The organism is Streptomyces nodosus (assembly GCF_008704995.1).
GTDB classification, from domain to species: Bacteria; Actinomycetota; Actinomycetes; order Streptomycetales; family Streptomycetaceae; genus Streptomyces; species Streptomyces nodosus.
In genome coordinates, this window is sequence record NZ_CP023747.1 from 5,554,072 (window position 1) to 5,566,105 (window position 12,034).

Consider the following 12,034-nt stretch of genomic DNA (forward strand, 5'->3'; position numbering starts at 1 on the left):
TTGAGCTGCTCGAACGTTGTGATTCATGACGAGCCGTGCGGCCCTCACGGTCCGCACCCCGTCGCCGCGAACGGAATCCCCCAACGACGTAAGGACCCAATGACCTCCTCTTCTTCCCTTCCCCAGGACAGCACGCGCTTCGCACACGCCTACCCCGAGGGTCTTCGGGCCGATGCCCTGATGGAAGAGGACGTCGCCTGGAGCCACGGGATCGACGGAGAGCGGGACGGCGACCAGTTCGACCGTTCCGAGCGCGCGGCCCTGCGCCGTGTCGCGGGACTGTCCACCGAGCTCGAGGACGTCACCGAGGTCGAGTACCGGCAGCTGCGCCTGGAGCGCGTGGTGCTCGTCGGGGTGTGGACCTCGGGGACCGCACAGGACGCGGAGAACTCCCTCGCGGAGCTCGCCGCCCTCGCGGAGACCGCCGGCGCGCTGGTGCTGGACGGTGTGATGCAGCGCCGCGACACCCCCGACGCGTCCACCTACATCGGCTCCGGCAAGGCCACCGAGCTGCGGGACATCGTCCTGGAGACGGGCGCCGACACCGTGGTCTGCGACGGAGAGCTGAGCCCGGCCCAGCTGATCCACCTCGAGGACATCGTCAAGGTCAAGGTCATCGACCGCACCGCCCTGATCCTGGACATCTTCGCCCAGCACGCCAAGTCCCGCGAGGGCAAGGCACAGGTCGCGCTCGCGCAGATGCAGTACATGCTGCCGAGGCTCCGTGGCTGGGGTCAGTCGCTGTCCCGGCAGATGGGCGGCGGCAGTGGCGGCCTGGCGACCCGTGGTCCCGGTGAGACCAAGATCGAGACGGACCGGCGGCGGATCCGCGAGAAGATGGCGAAGATGCGCCGGGAGATCGCGGAGATGAAGACCGGCCGCGAGATCAAGCGCCAGGAGCGCAGGCGTCACAAGGTCCCCTCGGTGGCCATCGCCGGCTACACCAACGCCGGAAAGTCCTCCCTGCTCAACCGGCTCACGGGCGCGGGCGTCCTGGTCGAGAACGCGCTGTTCGCGACCCTCGACCCGACCGTGCGCCGGGCCGAGACCCCGAGCGGGCGGCTCTACACGCTGGCGGACACCGTCGGCTTCGTCCGGCACCTGCCGCACCACCTGGTCGAGGCGTTCCGTTCCACGATGGAAGAGGTCGGCGACGCCGATCTGATCCTGCACGTGGTCGACGGTTCGCACCCCGTGCCGGAGGAGCAGCTGGCCGCCGTGCGCGAGGTGATCAGGGATGTCGGCGCCACCGATGTGCCCGAGATCGTCGTGATCAACAAGGCGGACGCGGCCGACCCGCTGGTGCTCCAACGGCTGCTCCGGGTCGAGAAGCGTTCCCTCGCGGTCTCCGCGCGCACCGGTGCGGGCATCGAGGAGCTGCTGGCCCTCATCGACGACGAGCTGCCCAAGCCGTCGGTCGAGATCGAGGCGCTGGTGCCCTACACCCACGGCCGGCTGGTCGCGCTCGCCCACACCGAGGGCGAGGTGAACTCCGAGGAGCACACCCCGGAGGGCACCCTCCTCAAGGCCCGGGTGCACCCGGAACTGGCCGCGGAGCTGGCACCGTACATCCCGGCCTCCGCGCTCTGACCCACATGCGGAAGAAGGGCCCGCTCACCCCGTATCGGGGGAGCGGGCCCTTCGCCGTTCACGGGAGCGGCACGCCCGGGCGGCGGCGGGGGATGCCCTGCCGCCGCCGGGTCCCGCCTGTCGGACGTCCCTATCAGACGTCCCTATCAGACGTCCGTATCAGACGTCCCTGTCAGACGTCGCAGGTCACTGGTCCGCGAACTTCTTGCTGACCGACTGATAGAGACCCTTCGCCACATCGCCCAGTCGGGGCCCGGCCAGCCAGCCCGCGCTCACCGGGCCGATCGAGGTGTTGGAGACCAGTACCGGCTTGCCGTCCGTGCCCGTCTCCACCCATCCGCCGCCGGAGGAACCGCCCGTCATGGTGCAGCCGATGCGGTACATCGTCGGATCCGTCCGCACGATGGACAGCCGGCCCGGCTTGTCCTGGCACTGGTACAGCTTCTGCCCGTCGTACGGGGCCGCGGCGGGGTAGCCCGTCGCCCTGATGCTGTCGACCTTCGACACGGCCGGCGCGTCGAAGTTCACCGGGAGCGCCGAACCGACCGTCTCTTCAAGAGACTTGCCTCCGCTGCCCTGCTCCGGAGTGACATGGATGACGGCGAAGTCATAGGCCGCGCCCGCACCGCCCGTCGCGCCGCCCTGCTCGATCCACTGGTCCGAGGTCTGCGCCCAGTCGCCCCACCAGACCCCGTACGGAGCGACCTCCTCGCGCCCCGCGTCCGTCAACTCGGCCTCCGACTTCGCGGCGTTGTTGTACGACGGCACGAAGGCGATGTTGCGGTACCAGCCGCCCGCCTTGCCGGCGTGCACACAGTGGCCCGCGGTCCACACCAGGTTGGACTTGCCCGGGTGCGCCGGGTCCTCGACCACGGTCGCCGAGCAGACCATGGTGCCGTCGGGGGCGTCGAAGAAGACCTTGCCGGCCGTCGGCGCGCTGTCGTGGTACCCCGCCGGCACCGCCTGTGCCTGCACCGGCGCCGGAGTCGGGTCCGTGACACCCTGGTCACCCGAGAGGTCGTTGTCGTCGACGCCCCTGTCGGGGTCCTCGGCCTTGCGCATCCGCTCCGGGTCCCAGAGACCCTTGATGATCGGGTTGATGTATTCGTCGGCCTCGCGCAGCCAGTCGTCCTTGTCCCACTTCTTCCAGGCGCCGTTCTTCCACTTGTCGATGTCGATCCCGTGGTCCTTGAGCTTGCGCCTGATGTCGTCCGGGATCTGGATCTTGCCGTCGTCGCCGGCCGAGACGGACGCGCTCGCCTGATCGCTCGCCTCGGTGTCCCCGCCGGAGCCGCAGGCGGTCGCGGTCAGCGCCAGCGCCAGGGCGAGGCCGGCCGCCGCCGGCACCGGGGAGATTCGGCGGCGTGCGCTCCGGCCCCGGCGGGCCGCGAAGAGCGGGCGTATGGATCGCATGGTCTGAACTCCCCCTGGAATGAACCTGAGTGAAGGAAACGGTCTACCGCCGTGGAAGGCGGGACCTCGTCGTCGATCACTGCCTCCACTGAACGCCCCCACACCCTATGCACTCGCTGTGGGGGACTTCCGACGGAAGGGCAACGGTTCCGTCACGGCGGCGATCACAAGACACCTCGCCGGGGCGGGCCGTGCGGCGCCGAGCGGCGGTGTGCGAGAAGCAGTCGAAAACGCGTCAGGAAATCGATCAGGAAGACAAGGACTTTCCGAGTGCCCGCTTCCCCGGGGCGTTTGCGTCGTTGGTACCCACGGGGTGAACTGCCGTCCCTGGTCCAACCCTTGCCCAACCCCTCTGAGCTGCGGGAGGAACTGACGTCGTGACCGTGACGGAGACTGCGGTGGTACCGGTGAAGGGCGAGCCGGAGGGGAGCGCGGCAGCGGCGGGGGAGCGCCCGGCGCGCGCGGTGACACACCGGACGGGGGAAGCGCGCGCGGCGCAGGAGGACATTCTGCGACGGCAGTCGGCGCGCGAGTCCGCCGCGCGCACCTATGCGCGCGCCCTGCCGATCGTGCCCGTGCGAGCGCGCGGCCTCACCATCGAGGGGGCCGACGGACGCCGTTACCTGGACTGCCTCTCCGGTGCGGGCACCCTGGCCCTCGGCCACAACCATCCGGTCGTTCTGGAGGCGATCCGCAAGGTCCTCGACTCCGGTGCGCCGCTGCACGTCCTGGATCTGGCCACCCCCGTCAAGGACGCCTTCACCACGGAACTGTTCCGCACCCTGCCGCCCGGCCTCGCCGAGCGGGCCCGTGTGCAGTTCTGCGGGCCGGCGGGGACGGACGCCGTCGAGGCCGCGCTCAAGCTGGTGCGTCTGGCGACGGGCCGGACCGGCGTGCTCGCCTTCACCGGCGCGTACCACGGGATGACCGCCGGGGCGCTCGAGGTGTCCGGAGGCGCCACCGAGGTACGGGTCACCCGGCTGCCCTATCCGCAGGACTACCGCTGTCCGTTCGGCGTCGGCGGCGAGTACGGGGCCGAACTCGGCGCCCGCTGGACCGAGTCCGTCCTCGACGACACCAAGTCGGGGGTGCCGCTGCCCGCCGGGATGATCCTGGAACCGGTGCAGGGCGAGGGCGGGGTGCATCCCGCGCCGGACGCCTGGATGCGCCGGATGCGGCAGATCACCGAGGACCGGTCGATCCCCCTGATCGCGGACGAGGTGCAGACCGGAGTGGGCCGCACCGGACGCTTCTGGGCGGTCGAACACAGCGGGGTGGTGCCCGATGTGATGGTGCTCTCCAAGGCGATCGGCGGCAGCCTGCCGCTCGCCGTCGTGGTCTACCGGGACGACCTGGACCTCTGGCAACCCGGAGCCCACGCCGGCACATTCCGCGGCAACCAGCTCGCCATGGCCGCCGGCGCGGCCACCCTCGCTCATGTCCGGGAGAACGGCCTGGCCGAGCGCGCCCACTCGGTCGGCACCCGCATGCTGACGCAACTCCGCTCGCTGGCAGCCGAGTTCCCGTGCATCGGGGACGTCAGGGGCCGGGGACTGATGATCGGCGTCGAGCTGGTGGACCCCGAGGCCGCCCCGAGAGCGGCGCCCCTGGACTGCCCGGCCCCTGGTCCCGGGGGCACCGGGCCCCGCCCCGCCGCGCCCGCACTGGCCGCCGCCGTCCAGCAGGAGTGCCTGCGGCGCGGCCTGATCGTGGAACTCGGCGGGCGGCACGCCGGCGTCGTCCGGCTGCTGCCGCCGCTGACGATCAGCGACGAGCAGACGAGCGCGGTCCTGGACCGGTTCGCGGACGCCGTCGCCGCCGTGGCCCGGGGCCCTTTCCACCCCTGAGCCCTTCGACCACCGAGCCCTTCCACCCCTGAGCCGGGCCGCACGCCGCGCTCCGGGGACCGGCTTCGCACCGATCCGCCCGAACCGGCATCGCACCGACCGCCCGTCGCGGGCCATCGTGTCGGGCCGGCCGCACCCCCGTATTCCGTACCACGCACCCGCACGGCCCGTCGCCGCACGGGCCGGAGACCTCACAAGGAACGCCCTTGAACGCCACCCCCACCCCCGAAGGCGGCCCCCGGACGATCGAACGGGAGACCGGCGGCACCCCGACCGCCACGATCCCGCCAGGGCCCCCCGTCATCCCCCGGCAGGAAACGGCCTCACCGGAGACCGTGGCGGGGCACGGCCCCGTCACCGCTCCGCTCGTCGATCCGCTGGAACACCCCGATCCGCACACCGCGGCCCAGACCGCGACCGTGGAGAACCTGCTGCGCTGCTGGGTACGTGAGCACGCCCGCGCCGCCCCCGCCGACGGCATCCTGCGCATCCCGCTGCCGACCAGCGGTACGGCCCTGCTGGTCCCCGTCCTCTACTGGTCCCGGACCGGCTGGCACCGCTTCGGACCGCCCCGCCTCGCCCACACCCAGGACGCGGCCCCACCCGTGGACGCGGTCACGCTCGCAGCCCTGCTGGCCCGAGAGACGGGAGCGCCCGGCACCTCCACCGATCTGGTGGCCCGAGTCGCCGACTCCGTCCGCTGCACCACGGTCTTCATCGCCCGGCGCCGGGAGCAGCCCGCCGACGAGGGCGACCTCTTTCTCTCCGGGGAACAGGCGCTGGTCCTGGGCCACCCGATGCATCCGACGGCCAAGAGCCGCGAGGGCCTCTCCGAGAGCGAAACCGGGCTCTACTCGCCCGAACTGCGCGGCTCCTTCCCGCTCCACTGGATGGCGGTCGCCCCCTCGGTACTCGCCGCCGACTCGGCATGGACGGAACGCGGCCGGCCCGTACCCCCCGGACGGCTGACCGAACGGCTCGCCGGACCGGGGCTCCCCCTGCCCGACGGCTTCACCGCGCTGCCGCTGCACCCCTGGCAGGCGCGGGAGGTCCGGCGCCGACCGCGGACCGCGGCCCTGCTGGAGACCGGGCTGCTCCGGGACCTCGGCCCGCACGGCGAGCCCTGGCACCCCACCTCCTCCGTCCGCACCGTCCATCGCTCGGGCGCCCCCGCGATGTTGAAACTGTCGCTGGGACTGCTCATCACCAACTCCCGCCGAGAGAACCTGCGCAAGGAACTCCGCCGGGGCGTCGAGGTGCACCGGCTGCTGCGCGGCGGGCTCGGCAGACAGTGGCGGTTCGCGCACCCCGGGTTCGACATCGTCCGCGACCCGGCCTGGCTCGCCGTCGACGACATGGACGGCAGCCCCGTGGCAGGGCTGGACGTGGTGATCCGGCACAACCCGTTCGGTCCGACGGTCGACGCCTGCTGTGTCGCCGGGCTCGTCTCGCCCCGGCCCCGCCCCGTGCCCGACGGGTCCCCGCGGCCCGTCCTGCGCTCACGGCTCGCGGAGATCGTCAGCCGACTCGCCGCGCGCACCGGCCGTCCGCGCGAGGCCGTGGCCACCGAGTGGTTCCTGCGCTACCTCGAGCAGGTGGTGCGCCCGATCCTCTGGCTGGACGGCGAGGCCGGTGTCGCCCTGGAGGCGCACCAGCAGAACACCGTGCTGCTGCTCGACCCCGAGGGCTGGCCCACCGGCGGGCGCTACCGCGACAACCAGGGCTACTACTTCCGCCACTCCCGCCGCGCCGAGCTCGACGCGCGGCTGCCCGGCATCGGAGAGCACAGCGACACCTTCGTCTCCGACGAGGTGACCGACGAGCGCTTCGCCTACTACCTCGGCATCAACAATGTGTTCGGCCTGATCGGCGCGTTCGGCTCCCAGCGCCTGGCCGACGAGCGACTGTTGCTCGCCGCCTTCCGGCGCTTCCTGTCCGGTGCCGCCACCGGACCCGACCGGCTGCGTACGCCGCTGCCCGCCCGTCTGCTCGATGCGCCCGTGCTGCGCTGCAAGGCCAATCTGCTCACCCGGCTGCACGGACTCGATGAACTCGTGGGCCCGGTGGACACCCAGTCCGTCTATGTCACCATCGCCAACCCCCTTCACTTCTGAGGAACATGACCCGTCCCGTCCTCTGAGAGGAGCAGTCGTCGTGCCGCCCCCCGACGCGCGTACCGACACCGATGCCGACACCGCCTCCGCCCCGGAGCCCGCCGACGCCAGGGGGCCCGGACCCGGCGCCGGTCCCCGCACCGGCCCGGACTTCCGCTCGGACTGCGAGGAAACCCTCGAGCTGCGCCTGCCCGGCCCCTTCATGACGCCCCCCGGACCGTCCGGGCCGGGCGGTGGCCTGCCGCAGGACGACGACCTCCTCGACCAGGTGGCCGACTGGGGCGGCACCTCCACCTCCGTGGGTACCTTCCAGCTCGTCCCCGTCGACCCCGGCCGCGATCTCCAGCTGATCGCCCGCTGGATGAACGACCCCGCCGTGGCCGTCTTCTGGGATCTGGCGGGGGACACCTCGGTGACCGAGCGGCACCTGTACGCCCAGCTCACCGGTGACGGACGCAGCGTTCCCTGCCTCGGCGTGCTCGACGGCACCCCGATGAGCTACTGGGAGATCTACCGTGCGGACCTCGACCCTCTGGCCCGCCACTTCCCGGCCCGTCCTCATGACACCGGTGTCCACCTCCTCATCGGCGGTGTCGGCGACCGCGGGCGCGGCCTCGGCTCCGCCCTGCTGCGCGCCGTCGCCGATCTCGTCCTGGACCGGCGTCCCTCCTGCGCCCGTGTCGTCGCCGAACCAGACCTGCGCAACACCCCCTCCGTCGCGGCCTTCCTGAGCGCCGGCTTCCGGTTCTCCGCCGAGCTCGACCTGCCCGGCAAACGCGCCGCCCTGATGATCCGAGACCGATCCCTGCGCGCGCTGCTCCAGGATCGTCAGCCCACCACCCCGGACAACGGGCCCACCACCCCGGACGACCTGCCGCACCCTCCGAGCCCCGAATGAGCCCCGAGCCCCGAATGAGTCCCGGGTGGACCGCGGGCATGCGCGCCCGATTGTCGGCGGGGGGCCGTAGGGTGGTCGCGCTATGACGAAGCCCTCACTTCCCGAACTCCTGCATGCAGCCGTCGCAGCCGTCGGCGGCACGGAGCGCCCCGGCCAGGTGACCATGGCCCAATCCGTCGCCGAGGCGATCGACGACGGCTCCCATCTGCTGGTCCAGGCCGGCACCGGCACCGGAAAGTCGCTGGGCTATCTGGTGCCCGCGCTCGCACACGGGGAGACCGTCGTGGTGGCGACCGCCACCCTGGCGCTGCAGCGCCAGCTCGTGGAGCGTGATCTGCCGCGCACGGTCGAGGCGCTGCACCCGTTGCTGCGCCGCCGCCCGGAGTTCGCGATGCTCAAGGGCCGGTCGAACTATCTGTGTCTGCACCGTCTGCACGAGGGCGTGCCGCAGGACGAGGAGGACGGCCTCTTCGACCAGTTCGAGGCCGCCGCGCCCACCAGCAAACTGGGCCAGGACCTGCTGCGGCTGCGCGACTGGTCCCAGGACACGGAGAGCGGCGACCGCGACGACCTCACCCCGGGTGTCTCGGACCGTGCCTGGGCGCAGGTGTCGGTGTCGTCCCGGGAGTGCCTGGGCGCCTCCAAGTGCGCCTACGGTGCCGAGTGCTTCGCCGAGACGGCCCGCGAGCGGGCCAAGCTCGCCGAGGTCGTCGTCACCAACCACGCACTGCTCGCGATCGACGCCATCGAGGGCGCGCCGGTCCTCCCGCAGCACGAGGTGCTGATCGTCGACGAGGCCCATGAGCTGGTCTCCCGGGTGACGGGCGTCGCCACCGGCGAGCTCACCCCGGGCCAGGTCAACCGCGCGGTGCGCCGCGCCGCCAAGCTGGTCGACGAGAAGGCCGCCGACCAGCTCCAGACGGCCGCCGAGGGCTTCGAGCGGCTGATGGAGCTGGCCCTGCCGGGCCGCCTCGAGGAGGTCCCCGAGGATCTCGGCTATGCGCTGATGGCGCTGCGCGACGCCGCCCGCACGGTGATCTCCGCCCTCGGTAACACCCGCGACAAGTCGGTCCAGGACGAGGACGTGGTGCGCAAGCAGGCGCTGGCCTCGGTGGAGTCGGTGCACGATGTGGCCGAGCGGATCACTGCCGGCTCCGAATGGGATGTCGTCTGGTACGAGCGGCACGACCGCTTCGGCGCCTCCCTGCGGGTCGCCCCGATGTCCGTGTCCGGGTTGCTGAGAGAGAAGCTCTTCACCGACCGCTCGGTCGTCCTGGCGTCCGCCACGCTGAAGCTGGGCGGCGACTTCAACGGCGTCGCGGCGTCCCTGGGGCTGTCCCCCGAAGGCACCGAGGGAGACGACGTCCCGCAGTGGAAGGGCGCCGATGTGGGTTCCCCCTTCGACTATCCGAAGCAGGGCATCCTCTATGTCGCCCGGCATCTGTCCCGGCCGGCGCGCGACGGCGATCGCGCCGACATGCTGGACGAGCTGACGGAGCTGATCCAGGCGGCGGGCGGCCGCACCCTGGGGCTCTTCTCGTCGATGCGGGCGGCCCAGCTGGCCGCGGAGGAACTGCGCACCCGTATCCCCGAGTTCCCGATCCTCCTCCAGGGGGAGGAGACCCTCGGCGAGCTGATCAAGAACTTCGCCGCGGACCCCGGAACCTGTCTGTTCGGCACGCTCTCGCTCTGGCAGGGCGTCGACGTCCCGGGTCCCAGCTGTCAGCTGGTGGTCATGGACAAGATCCCCTTCCCCCGCCCCGACGATCCGCTGATGAGTGCCCGGCAGAAGGCCGTCGAGGACGCCGGGGGCAACGGCTTCATGGCGGTCGCCGCCACCCATGCCGCTCTGCTGATGGCGCAGGGCGCGGGCCGCCTGGTACGGGCGTCGGGGGACCGCGGGGTGGTCGCCGTGCTGGACCAGCGGCTGGCGACGGCCCGCTACGGCAGCTATCTGAAGGCGTCACTGCCCGACTTCTGGTACACCACCGACCGCAATCAGGTGCGCAGGTCGCTGTCCGCCATCGACGAGGCGGCGAAGGCCCAGGGCGGCTGACCGCCCGGAACCACCGATGCGTTGTCCCGCGGCCCGGACCGAGGGACAACGCATCGGCATAGGGACCGCAAGCCCGGGGCGCCGATCTGAAGACCCTGGGGCCCCGGACAGCATGGGGCCCCGGAACCGGCGCAGGGGTCCCGGGGCCCGGATCAGGGGTGAGCGTGGGCGGGGGCCGCCCGTCGCGTCGGCGGCGTCACACCCGCCGCAGCACCGCCACCACCTTGCCGAGGATCGTGGCCTCGTCACCCGGGATCGGCTGGTAGGCGGAGTTGTGGGGAAGCAGCCAGACATGGCCGTCCTCGCGCTTGAAGCGTTTGACGGTGGCCTCGCCGTCGAGCATCGCGGCGACGATGTCCCCGTTCTCGGCGACCGGCTGACGGCGGACCGTGACCCAGTCCCCGTCGCAGATCGCGGCCTCGATCATGGAGTCGCCGACGACCTTCAGCACAAAGAGCTCACCGTCACCGACGAGCTGCCGGGGGAGCGGGAAGACGTCCTCGACCGACTCCTCGGCGAGGATGGGGCCGCCGGCCGCGATGCGCCCGACGAGCGGGACATAGGACGCGGCGGGCTTGCCCGCGGTGTCGGTGGGCTGCACGGAGGCCGACTGGTCGGAGCCGCGCACCTCATAGGCGCGCGGGCGGTGGGGGTCACGGCGCAGAAAGCCCTTGCGCTCCAGCGCCATGAGCTGGTGGGCCACCGAGGAGGTGCTGGAGAGACCCACGGCCTGACCGATCTCCCGCATCGACGGCGGGTAGCCACGCCGCTGCACAGAGTCCCGGATGACCTCGATCACTCGGCGCTGCCGGTCGGTCAGCCCGGAGCTGTCCGCCCGGATGCCTGGAGGTCGGCCCGGCAGGGAGCGCTTGGGCCCCTCCTGATTCGTGGCGTCGCTCGTGGTGTGCACCGGGTCGAGTCGGCCCTGGGAGCGGTCCTGGGCAGTGATGGTGGCACTGTCTGCGGTCGTGGTCACGTCGGCCCCTCTCGATGGTCTCCCGTGCAGGACAACGGTAGTTGCTTTCGAAAGGTTGCGCCAAACACACGTTCGAGTGAAAAAACGCGAATTAGCTGACGTGAGTGGGTGTCCGGGTGTATGGCCTATTCCGTCGCCGGCGGCGGACGAAAGTGCTCATTGCGATACTCTTCACCGCCGGGGTGATGGCCTCGCGGGCCGCCGTGACCGGCGCCCAGTCTGCCATCCGGAGGCTGCGGCCCGCCCCTGACCCTCTTCCCCGCGTGGTGTCCAGGGTATCCGTGCATGCTCCGATTCGGTGCGGGCGTACCGCACGCGCCAATCCCCCCGTCGCGGGCGTGTCGTCGCCGAATGTACGAGTCAATCGCTAGATGTAGTGGTTGGATTTCACCGGCGGCCCAGTAGTTGTGGTCCCCCCGGTCTTCGTGGCTCGGACGATCGCCTATGCTTGGGGCTGCTTCGAGGGGCCGGTGAGGTCCCGAGGGGTCCCTGAGTCGCGCTTGAAAAGGAGGGTTGGAGCCATGCACTGCCCCTTCTGCAGGCACCCCGACAGTCGTGTCGTCGACAGCCGTACGACCGATGACGGCACATCCATCCGCAGGCGCCGCCAGTGCCCCGACTGCTCCCGTCGTTTCACGACGGTGGAGACGTGCTCGCTCATGGTGGTCAAGCGGTCCGGGGTCACCGAGCCCTTCAGCCGCATCAAGATCATCAACGGGGTGCGCAAGGCGTGCCAGGGGCGGCCCGTCACCGAGGATGCGCTGGCCCAGCTCGGTCAGCGTGTCGAGGAGGCGGTGCGGGCCACCGGAAGCGCGGAGCTGACCACCCACGACGTGGGTCTGGCCATACTCGGCCCCCTGCAGGAGCTCGATCTCGTCGCCTATCTGCGCTTCGCGTCCGTCTACCGGGCGTTCGACTCGCTGGAGGACTTCGAGGCCGCCATCGCGGAGCTCAGGGAGCAGCAGGGCGAGCAGTCCGCCGTGGACGGCGGCTCCGCGGACACCGCCCTGGAGCGCCGGGGAACCGGCTGCGGGTGCGGAGGGGCGGCCGACGCCCCCGTGCCCGCCATCGCCGCCGACTGACGGGAAGGGCCGGCCGGAACCGGCCCCGCCGACGGCACACAGACCCGTCACGCGTGCT

General features: G+C 71.6%; 8 protein-coding genes. 6 read left to right on the forward strand and 2 right to left on the reverse strand.

The annotated features are described in order from the left end of the window. The first annotated feature begins 99 nt into the window (after positions 1–99). On the forward strand, positions 100–1,590 hold the full coding sequence (gene hflX / locus CP978_RS25045; protein WP_043444505.1) for a GTPase HflX: 1,491 nt from the start codon (positions 100–102) through the stop codon (positions 1,588–1,590). 186 nt (positions 1,591–1,776) lie between these two features. On the opposite strand, the gene CP978_RS25050 is transcribed toward hflX, so the two are convergent. Next, the gene (locus CP978_RS25050) at positions 1,777–3,003 is read right to left on the reverse strand and encodes a trypsin-like serine peptidase (RefSeq protein ID WP_043444507.1); all 1,227 of its coding nucleotides are present in this window, start codon (positions 3,001–3,003) and stop codon (positions 1,777–1,779) included. Positions 3,004–3,380: 377 nt separating this feature from the next. Between CP978_RS25050 and CP978_RS25055 the strand changes: the two genes are divergently transcribed. From CP978_RS25055 to CP978_RS25070, 4 genes are all read left to right on the forward strand, one after another. Beyond that, a complete protein-coding gene (locus CP978_RS25055) occupies positions 3,381–4,850 on the forward strand; it encodes a diaminobutyrate--2-oxoglutarate transaminase family protein (protein WP_079162302.1) in 1,470 nt (489 codons plus the stop codon). Positions 4,851–5,056: 206 nt separating this feature from the next. Further along, positions 5,057–6,964, forward strand: coding sequence for an IucA/IucC family protein (locus CP978_RS25060; protein WP_043444508.1), 1,908 nt, complete (start codon positions 5,057–5,059; stop codon positions 6,962–6,964). Positions 6,965–7,004: 40 nt separating this feature from the next. After that, a complete protein-coding gene (locus CP978_RS25065; RefSeq protein WP_227745439.1) occupies positions 7,005–7,862 on the forward strand; it encodes a GNAT family N-acetyltransferase in 858 nt (285 codons plus the stop codon). Positions 7,863–7,944: 82 nt separating this feature from the next. Then, complete coding sequence (locus tag CP978_RS25070) at positions 7,945–9,918, forward strand: ATP-dependent DNA helicase (RefSeq protein WP_150478305.1); 1,974 nt, start codon at positions 7,945–7,947, stop codon at positions 9,916–9,918. 196 nt (positions 9,919–10,114) lie between these two features. Here the strand turns inward: CP978_RS25070 and lexA are convergent, their stop codons facing one another. Beyond that, complete coding sequence (lexA, locus tag CP978_RS25075) at positions 10,115–10,894, reverse strand: transcriptional repressor LexA (protein ID WP_043444510.1); 780 nt, start codon at positions 10,892–10,894, stop codon at positions 10,115–10,117. A 521-nt stretch (positions 10,895–11,415) separates the two neighbouring features. On the opposite strand from lexA, the gene nrdR reads away from it, so the two are divergent. Further along, complete coding sequence (gene nrdR, locus CP978_RS25080; protein ID WP_043444515.1) at positions 11,416–11,976, forward strand: transcriptional regulator NrdR; 561 nt, start codon at positions 11,416–11,418, stop codon at positions 11,974–11,976. Positions 11,977–12,034: the final 58 nt, after the last annotated feature.

Bases quoted from the DNA above. Each gene is read 5' to 3' on its own strand.
- CP978_RS25050 (WP_043444507.1), bottom strand. From the start codon at position 3,003: ATGCGATCCATACGCCCGCTCTTCGCGGCCCGCCGGGGCCGGAGCGCA.
- hflX (WP_043444505.1), top strand. From the start codon at position 100: ATGACCTCCTCTTCTTCCCTTCCCCAGGACAGCACGCGCTTCGCACAC.
- CP978_RS25070 (WP_150478305.1), top strand. From the start codon at position 7,945: ATGACGAAGCCCTCACTTCCCGAACTCCTGCATGCAGCCGTCGCAGCC.
- nrdR (WP_043444515.1), top strand. From the start codon at position 11,416: ATGCACTGCCCCTTCTGCAGGCACCCCGACAGTCGTGTCGTCGACAGC.